Origin of the sequence: Comamonas testosteroni (genome assembly GCF_000761245.1) — a bacterium.
GTDB classification, from domain to species: Bacteria; Pseudomonadota; Gammaproteobacteria; order Burkholderiales; family Burkholderiaceae_C; genus Comamonas; species Comamonas testosteroni_C.
In genome coordinates this window covers 315,855-337,330 of record NZ_AWOR01000001.1, presented here as the reverse complement: position 1 = coordinate 337,330, position 21,476 = coordinate 315,855, and the positions used below count along the sequence as shown (strand labels likewise).

Genomic DNA, 21,476 nt, shown 5'->3' with positions numbered 1-21,476 from the left:
AAAGCGGGCAGATGAAGGAAATCCCTTCAGCATGCCCGCTCTACGCTCATGTGCAATTACTTGCGCATGACCTTTTCCGAAGGCGTCAGCGCTTCAATGTAAGCCGGACGCGAGAAGATGCGCTCGGCATACTTGAGCAAAGGAGCGGCATTCTTGGACAGCTCGATGCCGTAGTAGTCCAGGCGCCACAGCAGCGGAGCAATGGCCACATCCAGCATGGAGAAGTTCTCGCCCATGATGTACTTGTTCTTCAGGAAGATGGGCGCCATCTGGGTCAGGCGGTCACGGATATGGGCGCGTGCCTTTTCCAGAGCCTTTTCATTGCCCTTGACGTTGCGCTCTTCCAGAGCGCTCACGTGCACGAACAGTTCCTTTTCGAAGTTCAGCAGGAACAGACGCACACGGGCACGGTCCACTGGGTCGCCAGGCATCAGCTGGGGATGGGGAAAGCGCTCATCGATGTACTCGTTGATGATGTTGGACTCGTACAGAATCAGGTCGCGCTCGACCAGGATTGGCACTTGACCATAGGGGTTCATCACGGCGATTTCTTCGGGCTTGCTGAACAAGTCCACATCGCGGATCTCGAAATCCATGCCTTTTTCAAACAGCACAAAGCGGCAGCGGTGTGAGAAGGGGCAAGTCGTTCCCGAATAAAGCACCATCATGGTGGAGACTCCTAAAAATCAAAAAGAGTGGGTTGCCCACGGCACCCCACTCTGCACTAACACGGTTTGGCTGCAGACAACTTCTGCACGGCGGCAACGCTTATTTCACGTCTTTCCAGAACGCGGCATTCAGGCGCCAAGCGATAAAGATGAAGAAGGCCAGGAAAATCAACACACCCACCCCGATACGGGTTCGGGTGTTCTGAGCCGGCTCCCCCATCCATTGCAGGTAATTCACCAGATCGCCAACTGCCTGATCGTACTGCACTGCGCTCATCTTGCCAGGAGACACCTGCTCCCAACCCTTGAACACCTGGGTCTTAGTCCCATGGTCGTCATGCTCTTCGAAGATGGCGCGACGCTCGCCCTGCAGCTCCCACAGCGCATGCGGCATGCCTACGCTGGGGAAGGCAAGATTATTCCAGCCCGTGGCCTTGGTGTCATCCCTGTAGAAAGTACGCAAGAAGGTATACAGGTAATCGGCACCCGAGCCGCCCGAGCCGGCGCGCGAGCGCGCGATCACGGTCAAGTCGGGAGGGTTGGCACCGAACCACTCCTTGGCCTCCTTGGGATTGATGGCCGCCTTCATGGTCTCGCCCACCTTGTCGGTGGTGAACAACAGGTTGTCCTTGATGTCCTGCTCGGTCAGACCAATGTCCTTCAGGCGGTTGAAACGCATGAAGGCAGCGGAGTGGCAGCTCAGGCAGTAGTTGACAAAGATCTTGGCGCCATTTTGCAGGGATGCCGTGTCGCTGGTGTTGACCGGCGCCTTGTCCCAGTGGATGCCGCCTTCGGAGGCTTGCGCGGCACCGGCAATACCCAGGGCCGCAACCAGGGTCAGAATCAGTTTCTTCATTCTTGTTCTCTCCTGCTTCAGTGAGGCTTGAAGGTCACACGCTCGGGCACGGGCTTGGTCTCACCCAAGCGACTCCACCAGGGCATGAGCAGGAAAAAGCCGAAGTAGAACAGCGTGCCGACCTGAGACACCTTCTCGCCAATCGGCGACGGAGGCTGCACCCCCAGATAGGCCAGGACGACGAAGTTCACCACAAACACTGCATACACATATTTGTGCCAGCTGGGACGATAGCGGATCGACTTGACCGGGCTGCAATCGAGCCAGGGCAGAGCAAACAAGATGATGACCGCACCACCCATGACGACCACGCCCCAGAACTTGGCATCGATGGACAGCATCATGGCGATGGCACCCAGCGCCACGATGGCCACGGCGCCCTTGGCAAAACCGGGCAGGCGCGACTTCAGAATGCCGTAGCCGGCACCCAGCACCACGCAGGCGATCAGCACATACATCATCTCGCCGGTGATGGCACGCAGCATCGAATAGAAGGGCGTGAAGTACCAGACGGGAGCAATGTGATTGGGCGTCTTGAGCGGATCGGCGGGGATGAAGTTGTTGTACTCCAGGAAGTAACCGCCGAACTCGGGCGCAAAGAACACCACGGCCGAGAACAGAAACAGGAACACTGTCACGCCAAAGATGTCATGCACCGTGTAGTAGGGGTGGAAGGGAACGCCATCCAGAGGGCGACCCTTTTCATCCTTGGGCGCATTCGGACCCTTAATCTCGATACCGTCGGGATTGTTGGAGCCCACATCGTGCAGCGCCAGCAAATGCGCCACGACCAGACCCAGCAGCACCAGGGGCACCGCGATCACGTGGAAGCTGAAGAAGCGGTTCAGCGTCGCATCGCCCACCACATAGTCGCCGCGGATCAGCAAAGCCAGATCGGGACCGACAAAGGGGATGGCGGAGAACAGGTTCACGATCACCTGGGCGCCCCAGTACGACATCTGGCCCCAGGGCAGCAGATAGCCCATGAAGGCTTCGGCCATCAGCACCAGGAAGATGGCGCAGCCGAAGATCCAGACCAGTTCACGCGGTTTGCGGTAAGAACCGTACAGAAGGCCGCGGAACATATGCAGATAGACCACCACAAAAAACGCCGAGGCGCCCGTGGAGTGCATGTAGCGGATCAGCCAGCCCCAAGGCACATCACGCATGATGTATTCCACGGAAGCAAACGCCTTTTCGGCGTCGGGCTTGTAGTGCATCACCAGAAAGATGCCGGTGACGATCTGGATCACCAGCACCAGCAGCGCCAGCGAGCCAAAGATGTACCAGAAGTTGAAGTTCTTGGGAGCGTAGTACTCCGACATATGGACGCGGTACGCATCGAATGCCGTCGGAAACCGGTTCTCCAGCCAGTTCATGGCCTTGGCTCCGGTCGTGGAGTTCGGGTCGATTTGCTTGAATTCGTGGGCCATTGTTCTTGTCTCCCTCAGGCTGCCTTGGTGTCTTCACCAATCAGCAGCTTGGTGTCGGACAGATACATATGTGGCGGCACCTGCAGGTTGTCCGGCGCTGGCTTGTTCTTGAACACCCGGCCGGCCATGTCAAAGGTGGAGCCATGGCATGGGCAGAGGAAACCACCCTTCCAGTCTGCGGGCAGCGAAGGCTGGGGCCCTGCAACGAACTTGTCGGTGGGTGAGCAGCCCAGGTGGGTGCAGATGCCCACGACCACCAGGATTTCAGGCTTGATGGAGCGCGCTTCATTTTGCGCATAGGGCGGCGTGAACTCTTCGGGATGACGCACCGATTTCGGGTCCGCCAGTTCGCCATCGAGGCCAGGCAGGTCCTTGAGCTGCTCGGGTGTGCGCTTAATGATCCACACCGGCTTGCCACGCCACTCGACGGTGAGCTTCTCACCATCCTTGAGATTGGAGATATCCACCTCTACCGCAGCACCTGCTGCTTTGGCTTTTTCAGAAGGCTGGAAGGAGCTCACAAAAGGGACGGCCGTTGCCACACCGCCCACGGCACCAGCACATGCTGACGTGATGATCCACGTGCGCTTGCTGGAGTCGACTGGAGAGTCACTCATGGATTTCCTCGAAGTACATCGCTTGATTTGGGGTCAACTGCAAATTCTAGCGGTGGGGTTATGGTTATTCCAGCCCCAGTCCGACGTTGACAACCGCCAAAGTCACGCAATACTGCGCTATCTCAAACTCTTAGTGACTGGAACTGCTTATGGGCATGATGCAAGAATTCCGTGAGTTCGCAATCAAGGGAAACGTCATGGATCTGGCCGTGGGCGTGATCATCGGCGGCGCGTTCGGGAAAATCGTTGATTCCGTGGTCAACGACCTGATCATGCCTCTAGTGGGTCTGTTCTTTGGCAAGCTGGATTTCTCCAACCTGTTCGTCGTTCTGGGCACCATGCCCGAAGGAGTTCCACGCACCCTGGATGCACTGAAAAAAGCTGGCATTCCTGTATTTGCCTACGGCAACTTCATCACGGTTGCAGTGAATTTCATGATTCTGGCCTTCATCATTTTCATGATGGTCAAGCAGATCAACCGCCTCAAGCGCGAGGCACCTGCGGCACCGGAGCAAGCACCCGCTACCCCTGAAGACATTCAGCTGCTGCGCGAGATCCGCGACAGCCTCAATCGCAAGGCCTGAGACCCTTCAGGTCCGATGACTGAAAGCCTGCCGGCCCCGGCAGGCTTTTTTCATGGGCGCGCATGCAGTGCACGCCTTCGGGCGGCCACCGCTCGATCTGCCGCTGAAAAACCGTCAAATAGCCAGACTGCGTGCCATGTGCACGGCTTCGAGCAGACTGGCCTCGTCGGCCACGCCCTGACCCGCAATGTCAAAGGCCGTGCCATGGTCGGGACTGGTACGCACCAGCGGCAAACCCAGGGTCACGTTGACGCCTTTTTCCACACCCAAATATTTGACTGGGATCAACCCTTGGTCGTGGTACATCGCCAACACCACATCGAATTCACCCGGGTGAGCAGGCGTATTTCTCGCCCGCATGAAGACCGTGTCCGGCGCAAACGGCCCCTGCACATCCATGCCTTCGGCCTGCGCTGCCGCGATCGCCGGGGCAATGATCTCGATTTCCTCACGACCGAAGATGCCGCCCTCGCCCGCATGTGGATTGAGTCCGGCCACGGCAATGCGAGGTGCACGCCCCAGGCTCCTGCTCAGCGCCTGATGCGTGATGCGCAAGGTCTGCTGGATCTGCGGCACGGTCACAGCCTCGATGGCCTCGCGCAGCGAGACATGGATGCTGACCAGCACGGTGCGCAACTCGTCGTTCGCCAGCATCATGCGCACCGGCATCTGCTCGAGCGAAACGCCCGCATGAGCGGCCGCCTCCGCCTGCAGGAGTTCCGTATGCCCGGGGAAAGTCACGCCTGCCAGATGCAGAGCCTCCTTGTGCAAGGGTGCCGTGACCAGGGCGGCAATCTCGCCACGCAAAGCCGCTTGCGCGGCCCAGACCACGCATTGCGCAGCCGCCTGTCCGGCCGCTGCGCAAATCTGGCCATAGGGCTGAGGCCCCGCCAGGCCCGGCAAATTCAGCAGCGCGACAGCACCTTCCGGAACAGACCAGGCTTCGCCCGGCTCATCGATCACCACCACGGGCTGGGCGATGGCCTGATCGCCGTCTGCGGCCCGGGCGGCCAGCGCTGTCGCCCGGCGCAGGGTCTGCAACTCACCCACCACAAAGCAGCCGCGCATGGCATGCGGCGCAGCCCGAAAAGCCTTGGCGATGATTTCAGGCCCTATGCCTGCGCAGTCGCCCTGGGTGATGGCGATGGTTTGGGTTGAAGCGGTGACGGACATAGGCATCAGAGTCGCCGCAAGCCCCTCTGTTCCCAAGTGCTTGCAGCCATCAAAAGTGAGAGACGAAGATCCAGAACCGGATCAGGCCGGGTTGTCGATATCGATGAAGCGGTGCTCCAGCCCGCACTCCCGGGCCACATGGGCGGCCACGGCCGGCGCGCCGTAGCGCTCGGTGGCGTGATGGCCGGCGGCAATAAAGCTCACGCCCATCTCCCGCGCCAGATGCATCTGGGGCTCGGAGATCTCGCCGGTGATATAGGCATCGGCGCCGGCGGCAATCGCGGACTCGAAAAAGCCTTGAGCCCCTCCGGTGCACCAGGCCAGCTTGCGAATCGGCCTGCGCTCTTGCGCACCGGCCAGCGTCACCTCTCGCCCCAGCACGCCTTGCACATGTTCGGCCAGAGCAGTGGCATCGGCAAAGTCCGCATCGGCCAGCCAGCCCAGGTTCTGGTCGCCGAATGCGGCCTGACCCTGCACGCCCAGCCGCGCACCGAGTTGCGCGTTGTTGCCCAGTTCGGCATGGGCGTCCAGCGGCAGGTGATAGGCAAACAGATTGATGTCATGCGCTAGCAGCAGGCGGATGCGCTCCTTGAGCCAGCCCGTGATGCGGCCATCCATGCCGCGCCAGAACAGACCGTGGTGCACGAAGATGGCATCGGCCCCGGCCTCGATCGCACCCTCGATCAGGGCGCGACTGGCCGTCACACCGCTGACGATGCGACGAATCTCGCTCTTGCCTTCGACCTGCAGGCCGTTGGGTCCGTAGTCCTTGAAACGTTCAGGCTGCAGCAAGGCATCGAACGCCTGCAGCATGTCTTGGCGGGTGGTCATCATGGGCATGATTGTCGCACCCGCCGCACTTCAAAATAAGGAGCTGCTAGCGCATACTATCAAAGCATTTCAGTACCAAATAGAGCTGAATACCTTTTCTACCATTCGACAGCAGCTATGGTTTTCAGAGGAACAAATCCCGGTAGCGATCACGCAGCAGGTTTTTCTGCACCTTGCCCATGGTATTGCGGGGCAGCTCCGAGACGACAACGCAGCGCTTGGGAATCTTGAAGTTGGCAAGCCGGGACTTGAGCGCGGCGACGATGGCGGCGCCGTCGAGCGAATGGCCGCTCCTGGAGACGACCACCGCCACCCCCACCTCGCCGAAATCCGGGTGCGGCACACCGACCAGGGCGCTCTCGGCCACGCCGGGCATATCGTTGATGAAGCCTTCGATCTCCGCCGGGTAGACGTTGTAGCCGCCGCTGATGATCAGATCCTTGCTGCGACCCACGATGCTGACATAGCCGCGCTCGTCGAGCCTGCCGACGTCGCCGGTCCTGAACCAGCCGTCGGCCGTGAACTCCTGCGCCGTTTTCTCAGGCATGCGCCAATAGCCTTTGAAGATATTGGGTCCCCGGACCTCGATGGCACCGACCTCGCCCGTGGGCAGCGGCTGGCCGCTGTCGCCCGCCACGCGTACCCCCACACCGGGCAGCGCAAAGCCCACGGTGCCGCCACGACGCTCGTCCTGCCCGCCGTGGCGTGCATCGGGACCGTAGGGATTGGAGGTGAGCATGATGGTTTCGCTCATGCCATAGCGCTCGAGAATGGTGTGGCCGGTGCGCTGGCGCCACTCGCCAAAGGTTTCGATGAGCAGCGGTGCCGAACCCGAGATGAACAGCCGCATCCGGCCGGCCGCCTCCCTCGTCAGCGTCGGCTCAGCCAGCATTCGCACATACAGCGTCGGCACGCCCATGAACACTGTGGCGCGTGGCATGGCGGCGATCGCGGCCCTGGCATCAAATTTCGCCATCCAGATGATCTTGCTGCCATTGATCAGCGCGCCATGGATGGCGACGAACAGCCCGTGCGCATGAAAGATGGGCAAAGCGTGGATCAGCACGTCGCCACCCTGCTCGCGTGTGCGCCAGCCCCAGTACTGCTTGAGCATGAGCGCGTTCGAGAGCAGATTGCCATGCGAGAGCATCGCGCCCTTGCTGCGCCCTGTGGTGCCACTGGTGTAGAGGATGGCGGCCAGATCATCGGCCAGGCGCGGCACAGGCGCATGCACCTCGTCGAAGCGCAGCGCCTGCTCCAGCAGGCTGCCGTCCTGCACTTCGCCCAGCGTGAAGACATGCTGAGTGCCACAGTCCGCCGCCACCTTTGCCACCCAGTCCGCATTGGCGGGCGTGCAGACCACCACGGCGGGCTCGGCATTGCCGATGAAATATTCGATTTCGGCACTCTGGTAGGCAGTGTTGAGCGGCAGGAACACATGGCCGGCGCGCAAGGTGGCCAGATACAGCATCAGCGCCTCGACTGACTTTTCCACCTGCACCGCGATACGGCTGGCGGCGGGCAGATCGAGCGAGGCCAGCAGATTCGCCATGCGTGCGCTCATGCGGTCCAGGTCGCGCCAAGTATAGAGAAGCGGCGCGTCGGCCGGAGCCTGGGGCGATACGGCCTCGATGGCGACCTCGTCCAGATCGGCCGGGAAAGCCGCGCGCAGTGCGGTGAACATATTCATGTCAGACATATGGATAACTCTCTTTGCTGGAAACCGCTTCATTGCCCGGCCATGGCGCGCTCGGCAACGGCTTTTTGCTTCTTGCCATCGGCCTGGGCCCAGGCCTCGAACTCCTGGGGCGATGCCGAGGGATAGGCCACGACGCCCTGCTTTTCGAGCTTGGCCTTGACTTCCGGGTCGCTCAAGGCCTGGCGGCTGGCCTCGAACAGCTTTAGCGTGATCTCCCTGGGCAGCTTGGCCGGCCCGTAGAGACCGAACCAGAGCGTAAAGTCAGCCCCATCGATGCCGGACTCCTGCATGGCCGGCAGATCGGGGAACAGCTGCGAGCGCTGGGCCGTGGTCACGGCCATGATGCGCAGCTTGCCGCCGGCGGCCATCGGCATCACCGAAGGGGGCGTTCCGAAAGTCATGCCCACATCGCCCGCCCCCACGGCCTGAATCGACGGAGCCCCGCCCTTGAACGGCACATGCAGCATGTCGATGCCGGCCGCATGCGCAAACGAGGCCCCCGCCAGATGCGTGACCACGCCCGTGCCGGACGAGGAATAGCTCAGCTTGCCGGGGTTCTTGCGCGCCCGCGCTATCAGGCCGGCCACGGATTTCTCGGGAAAGTCCTTTTTCACCGCCAGCAGCATCGGCGAATCGCTCCAGCGCATGATGGGCGTGAAGCTCCTGACACCGTCGTAGCGCGCACTCTTGTAGAGAATCTGGTCCGTGCCGTAGAGATTGGCAGAGCCCAGCAGCAGGGTATAGCCGTCCGCAGGCGCCCGCGCCACCAGATCCGACGCAATCGTCGTGCCTGCACCGGGGCGGTTGTCCACCAGCACCGCCTGGTTCAGCACCCGCCCCAGCTTCTCGCTGACGATGCGCGCCACCGCGTCGGCACCGCCGCCGGGCGGGAAGCCCACCATCAGCGTGATGGGGCGCGACGGGTATGCGTCCGCCAGCGCCAGGGTGCTGGCGCTCAGCAGGCAGGCCGATACCAATGCTTTCTTGAACATGCTTGTCTCCTTGATGGAAGCTAGGGTTGTTTTTTCGGCGCCAGTGAGGCGCTAGCAGCCTTTGAAAACCGCTACGCGCTTCTCGCGCCAGGCCAGGCCGCCTTCGCGCAGATCAGCGGACTCGACCGAGCGCTGCACGTCGCGCGCAATCGCCTCGCGGTCTTGGCGACCGCAGGCAATCAGGTTCAGGTGTTTCTTCATGCCGGACAAAGCCAGGGGCGCCATTGCAGCGATCGTCTCGACCAGAGCCGCCACGGTCTCGTCGAGCTGCTGCGGCGCCGCCAGATGCGTCAGAAAGCCGCAGGCCTTCATCTGCTCGGCATCCAGGCGTTCGCCAATCAGGAACAGGCGCTTGGCGGTATCGAGTCCCAGGCGGCTGACATAGCGCTCCATTCCCGAGGCATAGAAATGCAGGCCCAGCCGCGCCGCAGGCATGAACATGTCTGCCGCCATCGAACCCACGCGAAAGTCGCATGCCAGCGCCAGATCGGTCCCGCCGCCATAGACGCCGCCCTGGATGGCGGCGATGGTCACCGCACGGCACTGCTCCACCACGTCCACCATTTCGCCGAAGCTGCTGCCTTCGCTCTGGCTGTTTTCGATTTGTGATATATCGTAGCCACTGCAGAAATACTTGCCTTCGCTACGCAGCACCAGCACCCGTACCTCCGCTCTGCGATTGACGCTCTCGATGGATTCCATGAGCACCGGCAAGTCATCAGGCGCCAGGCGGTTTGCCACCGTGGGGCGCTGGAGAGTAATGGTTGCGATATGGTCTTGGTAGTGCAGTCTTGGATTCATGCGTATCAGACATATAAATAGATATATCTAATATTGAACAATGAACCACAAACCTTCACCAAGGGAAGAAACCCTAGACGCGCCCAGCATGCAGGACCGCATCCGCCTGGCTCTGGAGCAGGATCTGCGCAACGGCGCGCTGCTGCCCGGCGCCGCCATCGACGAGCAGGCACTGTGCGAGCGCTTCCAGGCTTCGCGCACGCCGGTCCGTGAGGCCTTGCTGCTGCTGTCCGCCAAAGGGATGGTGAGCATTCTTCCGCGCGTGGGAATCTACGTGCGCCACCTCGATCCCCGCGAGCTGGTCGCGATGATGGAGGGGCTTGCCGAGCTGGAAGGCGTGCTGGCGCGCCTAGCGGCCCGGCGCATCAACGCCGAGCAAAGAGCGCAACTGCAAGCCGCTCTCGCGCAGACCGCAGCCCATGCCCAGAAGGCCGATTCGATTGCCTATGAGCAAGCGAATGCCAGGCTGCATGATCTGATATATCAATCCAGCGGAAACACCTTTATCGTCGAGCAGACCCGCGAAGCCAGACTCCGGGTCGCACCGTACCGCAGCAAGATGTTCGAAAAGCCGGAGCGGCTGCTGCACTCCCAGGCCGAGCATGAAGTCGTGGTGGCCGCCATTCTGGCGGGCAACAGCGAAGTCGCTGCCGAGGCCATGCGCAACCATATATCGGCGGGCGGCAGCGCCTTTGCCGACATGGTGCTGAGCACCGTGTCCGCGCACGTCATGCAGCCACGTCGCCGCAAACGCGCGAGCAGTGAAAAAAAAGGCAGCCACTGCTGACTGCCTTTTCTCATCCGCCTGTGCAGGCTCACGCTTTGCGCGGCTGCCAGCCCTTGCAGGCCAGTGGCCAGAAGCCCATGGCCATGCCCAGCACGCCCATTGCCGCCACATAGTGGGCAGGAGCCATCACGTCCACCTGCTGCCACACGGACACCAGCATGGGAGTCAGGCCGCCAAACACGGCATAAGCCATGTTGTAGGAGAAGGACAGACCGGTGAAGCGCACTTCAGGCGGGAAGGCCCGCACGCCCACCACAGGCAGCAGCGAGATGGAGCCCACAAAAAAGCCCACGGTCGCATAGTTGCAGATCAGCGATGCCTCGTTGCCTGGCAGGTTCAGATAGAACAGATAGGCAGTGGCCGTCATGCCGCCCCAGCCGATGAGCATGGTCGGCTTGGTGCCGATCTTGTCGGACAGCCAGCCCCAGAACACGCAGCCCATGGTCAGCGTCACGGTCGCCACGGCATTGGCCTTCAGGGCCATGGCAGGCTCGATGTGGAACACCTTTTGCAGATAGGCCGGCGTGAACAGGATCACCACCACAATCGCCGTGGACAGCACCCAGGTCATCAGCGCCACGACAACGCAGGCTTCGCGGTGGTCGCGCAAGATGGTCTTGATCGGCAGTTCGCGGTCAGCGGCCTTGCGGGCCTGCAGCTCCTGGAAGATGGGGGTCTCGTGCAGGAACTTGCGCAGATACACCGACACCAGACCGAAGACACCGCCCAGAATGAAGGGCAGGCGCCAGGCCCAGTCGTGGATCTCGCCCTGGCTGTAGGTGCTGTTGAGCCAGACCCCGATGATGGAGCCCAGGAAAATGCCGCCGGTAATGCCGGAAGTCAGTGCGCCGATCGCAAAGCCGTAACGCTTCTGGGGAGCATGCTCGGCCACGAACACCCAGGCACCGGGCATTTCACCGCCGATGGCAGCACCTTGCATCACACGCATCAGCAGCAGCAGGATGGGAGCGGCAAGGCCTATGGTTTCATAGGTCGGCAGCAGGCCGATGACCAGCGTGGGCACGGCCATCAGGAACACCGACAGCGTGAACATCTTCTTGCGGCCCAGGATGTCGCCGAAGTGGGCAATCAAGATGCCGCCGATGGGGCGTGCCAGATAGCCGGCAGCGAAAATACCCAGCGTCTGCAGCTGGCGCATCCACTCCGGCAGCGAAGCAGGAAAGAACAGGCTGCCAATCACATTGGCAAAAAAGACGAACACCACGAAGTCGTAAAACTCCAGCGTTCCGCCCAGGGCCGATAAGCCCAAGGTCTTGTAGTCCTCCCGGTTCAGGAGACGATTCGTCGCTGCAGCCGGCGCGTCAGCCGATGCAGCGTGGTCAAGCGTAGTCATGGTGTTTCCTAGATCGAACAGCAGGACAGCGCGGATAAGGCCGCTGATCACGGGTCAACGTGCAGTGGCAGACCGATTGCGGCGGGCTTCAGATACAAAGCCACACCAGACCGAATATGAGCACCTTGTGGGCAGTCACTTCAGTAACGGCGGCGTAAGCGCAGTCGAAAAAACATTCTAGGGTTTTCACTCATGACTCCTGGCCGCGCAAAACTTTAGATGCCTGCAGTCCTATAGCCATCGCTCCTGCAATCTGCAAAGCTTTGCGTTATGCAATTGCGTGCAAGCAAATGTTCGCTTCGACGCCCGGTGCAGCCATGCTTCACAATGTGGGCTTGTTCTCCTCACTACCTATACGCATTACATGAAACGCACCTGGTTGCTGTTTTCGCAGGTCGTCACCGTGCTGGTGGCTATCTATTTTGTAGTAGCTACCCTACAGCCCACTTGGCTTCAGCGCGGAAATATCCGTAGCAGTGCCGGTGTTTCGCTGCTGCAGGCTCCATCCACTCCGGCGGGTGAAGTCGCTCCCGGCAGCTTTGCGCCCGCCGCGCGCAAGGCCTCGCCCGCCGTGGTCAGTATCAACACCAGCAAGGCTGTTCGCCACCCGCGCGCCAACGATCCCTGGTTCCAGTTCTTCTTTGGCGATCAGGGTCCGCAAGAGCAATCTGGTTTGGGTAGTGGCGTCATCATCAGTCAAGATGGCTACATCCTCACCAACAACCATGTGGTGGAAGGCGCCGACGATATCGAGGTCACGCTGACCGACAGCCGCCAGGCCAAGGCCAAGGTCATTGGCACGGATCCCGAGACCGATCTGGCCATTCTCAAGATCGAACTCGACAAGCTGCCCGTCATCGTGCTGGGCAACTCCGATCAGGTCGCTGTGGGCGACCGCGTGCTGGCTATCGGCAATCCCTTCGGCGTGGGCCAGACCGTGACCAGCGGCATCATCAGCGCTCTGGGCCGCAGCCAGCTGGGCATCAACACCTTCGAGAACTTCATCCAGACCGACGCTGCCATCAACCCCGGCAACTCCGGCGGTGCGCTGGTGGATGCCAACGGCAATCTACTGGGCATCAACACGGCCATCTACTCGCGCTCGGGCGGCAGCATGGGCATCGGTTTCGCGATTCCCGTCTCCACAGCCAAGATGGTGCTGGACGGCATCGTCAAGGACGGCAAGGTCACACGCGGCTGGATCGGCGTGGAACCCAACGAGCTCTCGCCCGAGCTGGCCGAGACCTTTGGCGTCAAGGCCGATGCCGGCGTCATCATCACCGGCGTGCTGCAGGCCGGCCCCGCTGCCCAGGCCGGCATGCGCCCCGGCGACGTGATCGTCAAGGTGGGCGAGACCGCGACCCGCAATGTCTCCGAACTGCTGACGGCCGTGGCCTCGCTCAAGCCCGGCGAAGCCGCCAAGTTCGATGTGCGCCGCGGCGACAGCGAAGTCGTGCTGGACATCACTCCGGGTGCCCGCCCAGCAGCCAGCACCTTGCAGCAGCAGAGCCGCCCACGGCGCTGATTGCAGCTCCATCAAGCCCACAACAAGCCAGCGCCAGTCGCTGGCTTTTTTCATGCTGCGGCCCGCTCTGCAAGCCACAGCGGCACCATCAGGACTCATCAGGAAACATGGCTCAAGCGCTTGCAGGCAAAGCGCCGGCAGCTATCAAAACAAAAGCCCTTGAATCGCTTCAAGGGCTTTGTCGGGAGTCGGGGATGAAGATCAGTGGCCGTCCGTGGATTTCTCCACTTCCGTACCCGATCCTTCTTCGGCATCGGGCGCACGCGATACCCGACTGAACCAGCCGGCTCCCAGAATGCCGATCTCGTAGAGCAGGCACATGGGCAAGGCCAGGGCCAGCTGAGAGATCACATCGGGCGGCGTGATGACGGCAGCAATCACAAAGGCCAGCACCACGAAATAGCCGCGGAAGGCCTTGAGCTTTTCAATCTCCACCAGACCGAAGCGCACCAGCAGCATCACCACGATGGGCACCTGAAAGGCTGCCGCAAACGCGATGTAGAGCGAGAGAATCGCTTCCACATACGAGGCAATGTCGGGCGTGGCCGCCACGCTGGCCGGCGTGAAATGCTGGATGAACTTGAACATATTGCCCAGCACAAAGAACTGTACGAAGGCAATGCCGGCATAGGCCAGCAGGCTGCCGAACATGATCAGCGGCAGGGCGAACTTCTTCTCATGGCTGTACAGGCCCGGCGCCACAAAGGCCCAGATCTGGTACATGATCCAGGGCAGCGCCAGCAGCACGGCCACCATCATCAACACCTTGAGCGGCACGAAGAAGGGCGAGAAAACGCCCACCGCAATCAGCTTGGCGCCAGGCGGCATGTGCTCCTTGATGGGCAGGGCGATGAAGTCGATCAGGCCGTCGGGGCCCGGCCAGAACATCAGCAGCCCGACGCCGATCAAAACGCCATACAGGCTGTAGAGCAGGCGGTCACGCAGCTCCATCAGGTGCTGGACAAACGGCTGCTCCGTGCCGGCGAGTTCGTCTTCTTTAGAGGGTTCGGACATGGTGCAAAACCGCGCCGGAGCCGGATCGGCCCCACACGCTTGGGAAACAACAACGCCCGCGAATCACGGGCAAAGAGCGACATGCGGGCAGCAGGGCCTGCCCCCTGGGGCCGGCCTTGGCCGACCTTGCGGCCGGCAGGCTGCTGAGCTGCATGTTCAATGGAACTTCTTGGGGCGAAAGCGCGCCACGCGTGCCGCACCCGACTGGACCTTGCTGCGTACCCCGGCACGGGCCTTGTACCACTGGGGCACGGCACCGCGCTTGACGCGCCAGTTCTTGCGCGGATGGCGATAGCTGGGCACCACGCTGCTGTGCGTATCCAGACCGGTGTAGCCACCTTCCGCATCATAGGAGCCGAAGGACGAAGCCGAAGTCATGTTCGCGTCGTCGCGCAGGTCCTTGGTCGCATCGCTCCAGTCCTTTTCAAGATCGGAGGCCTGATTGCGCATGCTGGACTCCACGTCCCGCGCAGCGGTCTCGACCGTGTCCTTCATCTTGCGCAGCTCATCGAGCTCCATGGAGCGGTTGACCTCGGCCTTGACGTCGGACACATAGCGCTGTGCCCTGCCAAGCAAGGTGCCCACCATGCGGGCCACGCGCGGCAGCTTCTCGGGACCGATGACCACCAGGGCCACGGCACCGATCAGCGCCATTTTGGACAGGCCAATATCAAACATCTAAATGTCAGTCCTGCCGCGATCAGCTCTTTTGCTTGGCTTCCACGTCGATGGTGGCCTTTTCGGCGGCCTGCTGGTTGGCCACCTGGCCGGTTGCAGCGTTGGCGTCGGCGTCAGTCGCGCCGTCCTTCATGCCGTCCTTGAAGCCCTTGACGGCGCCGCCCAGGTCGGAGCCGATGTTCTTGAGCTTCTTGGTGCCAAACACCAGAACCACGATGAGCAGCACGATCGCCCAGTGCCAGATAGAAAACGAGCCCATGAGAATCTCCTAGAAATTGCGAACCATTTTAGACGGGGCTTGTGACAGATACGAATCAATCACCCAAAAAGCCTGCAGCGCACAGCTCTATCGCCGGGTGCAGGCCTTGCCTGCGCCGGATCAGCCCTTGAGCCAGGGGCGCGGGCCGCCCATGACGTGCAGGTGCAGATGGTGCACTTCCTGCCCGCCTTCGCTGCCGGTATTGACCACGATGCGGAAACCGCCATCGGGATAAGGGTTGCAGCCCTGCTCCATCGCCAGCTTGGGAGCCAGCGCCATCATGCGGCCCAGCAGGGGCGCATCCTCGGCGCCGACCTGGGCCATGGAGCGAATGTGCTTCTTGGGAATCACCAGGAAGTGCACGGGCGCACCGGGGTGAATGTCATGGAAGGCGAACAGTTCCTCGTCTTCATACACCTTGCGCGAAGGAATCTCCCCTTTGGCGATGCGGCAGAAAATGCAATTGGCGTCGTAATCGTGGTCGTGCATGGTCTCTTGTATCTCTACGGTTCAGTACTCCGGACGCCCTGCCCTGCCCATGACCCGGGAAGCCAGAAAGCAAGCAATGGCGTCGCCCCCTGCGGAGGCTATCCCCTATTCTCGTTGAATCGCAGCGTCTGCTTGACGCCAAGGTGCTCGCGGTTGAGCTGCAGCCATTGCTGGCCGCGCTCACGCCCCAGCTCGAACAGCTTGCGCACCATGCCCATGTCTGCGCGCACCTTGCTCGAGGCGCCAAAGGGCTTGAGCACCGAGCCGCCATCGATGCGGTGCATCAGCACATGCTTGTAGCGCTCGGGGTCCAGGCGCTTTTGCTCCAGCAGCTTGACCACGAACTCTATGGCCCTCAGCTCGGCCAGCAAGCTGGCGTTGAAGGTGATTTCGTTCATGCGGTCCATGATCTCGCGGGCCGTGTCGGGCGAGACATCGGACTCCTTGGGATTGATCTGCACCAGCAGGATGTCCCGGCTCCGAGTCTCGTAGATCAGCGGATACAGGGCCGGATTGCCCGAAAACCCGCCATCCCAGTAGCACTCCCCGTCAATCTCCACCGCCTTGAACAGCTGCGGCAGGCAGGCCGAGGCCATGATGGCGTCTGCCGTCACCTGCTCGCCCTTGAAGATCTTGCCGGCGCCCGTGCGCACATTGGTGGCGCAGATGAAAAGCTTGGGCACCACGCTGGGGTGCTCGGGATGCGCCAGCGTCTCGAAGTCCACCACCCGGGTGAGCAGTTGTCGCAGCGGGTTGATATTGAGCGGATTGGTCTGATAGGGCGACAGAAACTGATTGAGCACGCCCATGAACTGCTTGCTGCCCGGCAACGGCGCGGCCCAGAACATCTTGCCCACGCTGCCCATGGTGCCCACGCCCTCCCACAGCTCGCGCAGAGACTGGCGCGCCAGCTGCCGTCCCAGGTAACGGGCATCGTCCACTTTTTTTTCCTGCGCGGCCGCCTGCGCGAAACCATGGGCCAGCGCCACGGCATTCATGGCACCGGCGCTGGTGCCGCTGATGCCTTCGAAGATCAGGCCGTCATCGTCCAGCAATGCATCCAGCACGCCCCAGGTCAGCGCACCATGCGATCCCCCGCCCTGCAAGGCCAGGTTGAGGGTATGGGAAGTCTCTGCAGCCATGGCACGATCCTGTGAAGGTTGAGGAACCAAGCTAGGGGCTTGGGACTTACGCAAACAAGAAGGCATACCGGGCAGTTCCATGGAAAAGACACCATGCCCGATTCGAATCCGCGCAAGTCCTGGAGCTTATCCAGCACCGCGAGCATTGCACAGGCCCGGCCCCCGTGTCAGCCTGCGACCTCGAATCTGTTGCAGTGCAGCAAAACCGCTTGCAAAAACAAAAAAGCCCCGGCCGTAAAGCGGGGGCTTGGGTGTCAGGCAAGTTCGGCTCAGGGCTGGATCGCACGATTCTTGTTCATGGCGATCATGCCGCTGACGATGCGGTAGAGGAACCAGATGGAGATCAGCACCCAGGCGGGGTTGAAGATCAGGAGACCCAGCAGGAAGAACGGGAAAGTCACGGCATAGAGCACGATGGCCCAGAGCACGCTGCGCAGTCGCCAGGAAAAATGGCTCTCCTGCCAGGTGCCGCGTGCATCGTCGCGCTTGACCAGATCGATGACGACTGCAATCAGCAACAGCAGCACACTGACCTGCGCGCCCGGCAGCACCGCGGCCACGGCCACGATCAGGTGCAGCAGATAGCTGACCCAGCCCCAGGCCTTCAGGCCCTCAACCTCGGTAGAGCCGCTGGGGCCTACATCGATGATGTCGCGATCGTCATTCATGCGCTTCCTCCTTATTGCTTGGCCGCCCCTTCCTGAGCAGCGCGTTCCTGGGCCTTGCGCAGGGCTTTTTCCTCCAGACCGCTGGTGCCCTCGCGGCGCTCCAGCTCGGCCACCACCTCTGCGGGCGTCAATCCATAATGCGACAGCGCAATCATGGAGTGAAACCACAGATCCGCCACTTCATAGAGGATCTTGCCCTTGTCCGCGCCATGATCGACATCCTTGGCGGCCATGACGACTTCGGTTGCCTCTTCGCCGATCTTCTTCAGAAAGGCGTCGGGCCCCTTGTGCAGCAGGCGCGCGACATAGCTTTTTTCGGGATCGCCACCGTTGGCGACCTTGCGGCTTTCGATCACGGCGGCCAGACGGGCCAGCGCGCCCTCGACCGACGCGGTGTTGTGTTCAGACATGACTTTATTTGTAGATGGAAGCAGGATCTTTCAAGACCGGATCGACAGCCAGCCACTGTCCGTCCTTGAAAACGCTGTAGAAGCAGGAGTGGCGACCGGTATGGCAGGCAATACCGGGATCATGCCCCTCTTGCGTGATCTTGAGCAAAACCACGTCGTTGTCGCAGTCGATGCGCATCTCATGCACGGTCTGCACATGGCCGGACTCCTCGCCCTTGAACCACAGCTTGTTGCGCGAGCGGCTGAAGTAGACGGCACGCCCGAGCTCGGCGGTCTTCTCCAGTGCCTCGCGGTTCATCCAGGCGAACATGACCACGTCGCCGCTGCTTTGCTCCTGTGCAATCACGGGCACCAGCCCTTGCGCATCCCATTTGACCTGATCCAGCCAGCTCATTGCAGACCTTTGTTTTGTATAGCTGCTAGCGCAGGCCAGCAACCGATTTCAACCACAAAACATATGGAAAGCCGCTTGTAGCCTGCGCAAGCAGCTCTCAAATTAACTATTACAAGCGTACGGGAATGCCACGCGCGCGCATGCATTCCTTGGCCTGCTGCACGGTGTACTCGCCATAGTGGAAGATGCTGGCAGCCAGCACGGCATCGGCGCCGCCAATGGTCACGCCATCGGCCAGATCTTCCAGATTACCGACACCGCCCGATGCGATCACGGGCACGGCCACGGCATCGGCCACGGCACGCGTGAGCTTCAGGTCGAAGCCGCTCTTGGTGCCGTCCTTGTCCATGCTGGTCAGCAGGATCTCGCCGGCACCACGCCTGGCCATCTCTTCGGCCCAGCGCACCACGTCCAGCCCCACGTTCTTGCGCCCGCCATGGCTGTACACATCCCAGCCCGGCCCCATGGGCGTGCCGCCGGGGCCGATGCGCTGCTCGTCCTCGGGCGTGCGGCGCTTGGCGTCGATGGCCACCACGATGCATTGCGCGCCGTACTTGTCGCTGCAGGCGTTGATGGTGTCGGGGTTGGCAATGGCGGCGGAGTTGAAGCTGGTCTTGTCGGCTCCGGCATTGAGCAGGCGGCGCACATCTTCCACGCTGCGCACGCCACCGCCCACGGTCAGCGGAATGAAGACCTGCGAAGCCACGGCCTCGATGATGGGCAGGATCAGGTCGCGGCCATCACTGGTGGCCGTGATGTCCAGAAAAGTCAGCTCATCCGCACCCTGGGCGTTGTAGCGTGCGGCAATTTCCACCGGGTCGCCCGCATCGCGCAGCTCCAGAAAATTGACGCCCTTGACCACGCGGCCACCGGTCACGTCAAGGCAGGGAATGATGCGTTTGGCAAGCATGGACCAGTCTCGGAATATCTACGAACAAGGAGGCCAAAGATACCACGGCCTCGCCGCTGCCTAGGGCATCTGCCGGCGGCGTCCCCTTGCCGCTGCCATGGCATTGCCACCCGGCTTCGGCGGCACGCAGCCCGGCCACAGCCATCGCATCGCGAATCAAGCCTGAGCGAGTTGAAACGATTCAATGCAACAGCTGCCTAAACCCATAAAGAGCAGCACAAAATCCCTGTGCTCCCAATTGAATAACAGCAAACACAGAGCCGGCCTCAGGATTTATTGTTTTCAGCCCCAATTTCTTTCCTGCATCAATATTCCGGCTGCGATTAACTGGCGCACATAGGACCATCGCCCACTCCTGAGCAGGCATGCCACAAGCGATCCGGAAATAAAGGCACTGATATTTTCAATGAGCGGCCTCCACACCAGCGAGAAGCTGCACTGCAGAGAGCGACACATGACGGCATGACAAGCAAAGCTATTGCGGGATGGGCTTCGGCAAGCCGCCTGACGCTAGGGTTGACAGCAATGCAAAGCAGTCCCGACCGGGAAGCGAAATACCCTAAATACTGTGTATAAAACCCCAATTCGGCATCCAAATATTCATGGCGTAAAAAGATGTTTCTTTTTACGCTGCATTCTTGTTCGGATTGTTTTTGCTAGTGAAACTATGGAAAAAATAAATCAATAGTTTTTAATACTTCGACAGTGTTGCACCCATAAATAATTGACCGAACCCGGAAACCCATCCCGCTCGATCAATGTATTCAGGCACAGGTGATCATCATGGATATGAGACGCCAATATTTCGGTACCGACGGAATCCGTGGGCGGGCTGGGTACTTTCCCATCACGCCGGACTTCGCTCTGCATCTTGCCCATGTCGTCGGACGAATGCTTCATCGCAACGAAGAGCGCCCGACGGTGCTGATTGGCAAGGACACGCGCATCTCGGGGCACATGCTCGAAAGCGCCTTGGTGTCGGGCTTCAATTCCTCTGGCGTGGATGTGGTGCTGCTTGGAACGCTGCCTACACCGGGCGTGGCCTATCTCACGCGGGCCTTGCGGGCCAGCCTCGGAGTGGTCATCAGCGCCAGCCACAACACCTTCGAGGACAACGGCATCAAATTCTTCAGTGCCAAAGGCACCAAGCTGCCCTACGTCTGGGAGGTAGCAGTCGAGCAAATGCTGCTGGATGAGCCGCATTGGGTCCCGGCGATCGCACTCGGAAAGACCCAGCTCCTGGAGGATGCCGCCGGTCGCTATATCGAGTTTTGCAAGAGCACCTGCGACCATGCGTTCACCTTGCGAGGACTGAAGATCGTGGTCGATGCCGGCCATGGCGCGGCCTATCAGATAGCGCCCATGGTCTTGCATGAACTCGGGGCCGAAGTGGTTGCCATAGGCTGCGCGCCCGATGGCATGAATATCAACCAGGGGGCTGGAGCCGCACATCCGGAGCTCCTGGCCACGACTGTTTCCGGTTGCGGTGCGGATTTCGGCATCGCCCTGGATGGCGATGCCGATCGCCTGCTGGTCGTCGATGCAGCCGGGCGGCTCTACAACGGTGACGAGTTGCTGTACCTGATTGTTGCCGACCGCCTGGAGCATGACGAGAGCATTGCGGGTGCCGTCGGCACGCTGATGACGAATATGGCGGTGGAGCGGGCATTCGGGGTGCTGGATGTGGACTTCATGCGCACCAAGGTCGGTGACCGCTACGTGCTTGAAGAGCTCAGCCGCAGGGGCTGGACCTTCGGGGGCGAGGGCTCAGGCCATCTGCTGATACTGGACCGCCACAGCACGGGCGACGGTCTGGTGAATGCACTGCAGATATTGCAGGCCTGTGTGAGCACCGGCCGCACACTGTCGCAATGGCTGCTGCCGGTGCAGCTCTACCCCCAGGCATTGCTCAATGTGCACTGGTCACCAGACCGGGATTGGCGCAGCAATGCGTTGCTGGCACGAGTGCAGGCACAGGTCGAGGCCGAGCTGGGTTCTACCGGGCGTGTGCTGGTTCGTCACAGCGGCACGGAGCCGCTGTTGCATGTGATGGTGGAAGCGCAGGATGGCGATCAGGCCAGCCGCTGTGCCGAGCGTCTGGTCACGGCGGCCAGAGACGGTTAGCTCGCTGATGCGGCTGCGCCGCTCATGCAGCAGATAAAGCCGGCACCGATGGCGGCCAGCATGAGGAG

The 21,476-nt window shown here is 61.2% G+C and carries 23 protein-coding genes; 4 read left to right on the top strand and 19 right to left on the bottom strand.

Annotation, left to right across the window (positions count from 1 at the left end):
• Positions 1–56: 56 nt before the first annotated feature.
• The 4 genes from P353_RS01490 to petA all read right to left on the bottom strand — a co-directional run bounded on the left by P353_RS01490 (position 57) and on the right by petA (position 3,574).
• Positions 57–668 (bottom strand): glutathione S-transferase N-terminal domain-containing protein, encoded by a 612-nt coding sequence (locus P353_RS01490; RefSeq protein ID WP_003058564.1) that lies wholly within the window; start codon positions 666–668, stop codon positions 57–59.
• A gap of 100 nt (positions 669–768) precedes the next feature.
• Positions 769–1,524, bottom strand: coding sequence for a cytochrome c1 (locus P353_RS01485; protein ID WP_034364478.1), 756 nt, complete (start codon positions 1,522–1,524; stop codon positions 769–771).
• A gap of 17 nt (positions 1,525–1,541) precedes the next feature.
• Positions 1,542–2,957, bottom strand: a complete 1,416-nt coding sequence (locus P353_RS01480) for a cytochrome b (protein ID WP_003074023.1) — start codon at positions 2,955–2,957, stop codon at positions 1,542–1,544.
• Positions 2,958–2,971: 14 nt separating this feature from the next.
• Positions 2,972–3,574: a ubiquinol-cytochrome c reductase iron-sulfur subunit gene (gene petA / locus P353_RS01475; RefSeq protein ID WP_034364476.1), complete on the bottom strand. Its 603-nt coding sequence runs from the start codon at positions 3,572–3,574 to the stop codon at positions 2,972–2,974.
• Between the two features lie 149 nt (positions 3,575–3,723).
• Between petA and mscL the strand changes: the two genes are divergently transcribed.
• Entirely contained in the window at positions 3,724–4,158 is a 435-nt protein-coding gene (gene mscL, locus P353_RS01470; protein ID WP_034364474.1) for a large conductance mechanosensitive channel protein MscL, read from the top strand.
• A gap of 114 nt (positions 4,159–4,272) precedes the next feature.
• On the opposite strand, the gene pdxA is transcribed toward mscL, so the two are convergent.
• From pdxA to P353_RS01445, 5 genes are all read right to left on the bottom strand, one after another.
• Complete coding sequence (gene pdxA, locus P353_RS01465; RefSeq protein WP_080750401.1) at positions 4,273–5,331, bottom strand: 4-hydroxythreonine-4-phosphate dehydrogenase PdxA; 1,059 nt, start codon at positions 5,329–5,331, stop codon at positions 4,273–4,275.
• Positions 5,332–5,412: 81 nt separating this feature from the next.
• On the bottom strand, positions 5,413–6,171 hold the full coding sequence (locus P353_RS01460) for a Nif3-like dinuclear metal center hexameric protein (RefSeq protein WP_080750400.1): 759 nt from the start codon (positions 6,169–6,171) through the stop codon (positions 5,413–5,415).
• Positions 6,172–6,286: 115 nt separating this feature from the next.
• Positions 6,287–7,861, bottom strand: a complete 1,575-nt coding sequence (locus tag P353_RS01455; RefSeq protein WP_034364471.1) for a malonate--CoA ligase — start codon at positions 7,859–7,861, stop codon at positions 6,287–6,289.
• 29 nt (positions 7,862–7,890) lie between these two features.
• Positions 7,891–8,853, bottom strand: a complete 963-nt coding sequence (locus P353_RS01450; RefSeq protein ID WP_034364469.1) for a Bug family tripartite tricarboxylate transporter substrate binding protein — start codon at positions 8,851–8,853, stop codon at positions 7,891–7,893.
• A gap of 51 nt (positions 8,854–8,904) precedes the next feature.
• Positions 8,905–9,654, bottom strand: a complete 750-nt coding sequence (locus P353_RS01445) for an enoyl-CoA hydratase/isomerase family protein (RefSeq protein WP_034364467.1) — start codon at positions 9,652–9,654, stop codon at positions 8,905–8,907.
• 88 nt (positions 9,655–9,742) lie between these two features.
• On the opposite strand from P353_RS01445, the gene P353_RS01440 reads away from it, so the two are divergent.
• Positions 9,743–10,441, top strand: coding sequence for a GntR family transcriptional regulator (locus P353_RS01440; protein ID WP_034364465.1), 699 nt, complete (start codon positions 9,743–9,745; stop codon positions 10,439–10,441).
• Between the two features lie 28 nt (positions 10,442–10,469).
• Here P353_RS01440 and P353_RS01435 read toward each other — a convergent pair whose 3' ends face one another.
• Entirely contained in the window at positions 10,470–11,795 is a 1,326-nt protein-coding gene (locus P353_RS01435) for an MFS transporter (RefSeq protein ID WP_034364463.1), read from the bottom strand.
• A gap of 364 nt (positions 11,796–12,159) precedes the next feature.
• On the opposite strand from P353_RS01435, the gene P353_RS01430 reads away from it, so the two are divergent.
• A complete protein-coding gene (locus tag P353_RS01430) occupies positions 12,160–13,320 on the top strand; it encodes a trypsin-like peptidase domain-containing protein (RefSeq protein ID WP_034364461.1) in 1,161 nt (386 codons plus the stop codon).
• Positions 13,321–13,521: 201 nt separating this feature from the next.
• Here P353_RS01430 and tatC read toward each other — a convergent pair whose 3' ends face one another.
• The 9 genes from tatC to hisF form a co-directional block, all read right to left on the bottom strand.
• Entirely contained in the window at positions 13,522–14,334 is an 813-nt protein-coding gene (tatC, locus tag P353_RS01425; RefSeq protein ID WP_034364459.1) for a twin-arginine translocase subunit TatC, read from the bottom strand.
• Positions 14,335–14,490: 156 nt separating this feature from the next.
• Entirely contained in the window at positions 14,491–15,012 is a 522-nt protein-coding gene (gene tatB, locus P353_RS01420; RefSeq protein WP_034364458.1) for a Sec-independent protein translocase protein TatB, read from the bottom strand.
• A 22-nt stretch (positions 15,013–15,034) separates the two neighbouring features.
• Entirely contained in the window at positions 15,035–15,271 is a 237-nt protein-coding gene (tatA, locus tag P353_RS01415) for a Sec-independent protein translocase subunit TatA (protein WP_003058595.1), read from the bottom strand.
• Positions 15,272–15,391: 120 nt separating this feature from the next.
• On the bottom strand, positions 15,392–15,760 hold the full coding sequence (locus P353_RS01410; RefSeq protein ID WP_034364455.1) for a histidine triad nucleotide-binding protein: 369 nt from the start codon (positions 15,758–15,760) through the stop codon (positions 15,392–15,394).
• 98 nt (positions 15,761–15,858) lie between these two features.
• Positions 15,859–16,902 (bottom strand): patatin-like phospholipase family protein, encoded by a 1,044-nt coding sequence (locus P353_RS01405; protein WP_034364454.1) that lies wholly within the window; start codon positions 16,900–16,902, stop codon positions 15,859–15,861.
• Between the two features lie 269 nt (positions 16,903–17,171).
• Positions 17,172–17,570 carry a DUF4870 family protein gene (locus P353_RS01400; RefSeq protein WP_034364452.1) on the bottom strand — a complete coding sequence of 133 codons (399 nt, stop codon included), beginning with the start codon at positions 17,568–17,570 and terminating at the stop codon, positions 17,172–17,174.
• Between the two features lie 11 nt (positions 17,571–17,581).
• A complete protein-coding gene (locus P353_RS01395) occupies positions 17,582–17,980 on the bottom strand; it encodes a phosphoribosyl-ATP diphosphatase (RefSeq protein WP_034364449.1) in 399 nt (132 codons plus the stop codon).
• A gap of 4 nt (positions 17,981–17,984) precedes the next feature.
• Positions 17,985–18,413 carry a phosphoribosyl-AMP cyclohydrolase gene (gene hisI, locus P353_RS01390; RefSeq protein ID WP_269799945.1) on the bottom strand — a complete coding sequence of 143 codons (429 nt, stop codon included), beginning with the start codon at positions 18,411–18,413 and terminating at the stop codon, positions 17,985–17,987.
• A 70-nt stretch (positions 18,414–18,483) separates the two neighbouring features.
• Positions 18,484–19,284: an imidazole glycerol phosphate synthase subunit HisF gene (hisF, locus tag P353_RS01385; protein WP_003058607.1), complete on the bottom strand. Its 801-nt coding sequence runs from the start codon at positions 19,282–19,284 to the stop codon at positions 18,484–18,486.
• Between the two features lie 789 nt (positions 19,285–20,073).
• On the opposite strand from hisF, the gene glmM reads away from it, so the two are divergent.
• A complete protein-coding gene (gene glmM / locus P353_RS01380; RefSeq protein ID WP_034365396.1) occupies positions 20,074–21,408 on the top strand; it encodes a phosphoglucosamine mutase in 1,335 nt (444 codons plus the stop codon).
• The last annotated feature ends 68 nt before the right edge of the window (positions 21,409–21,476 follow it).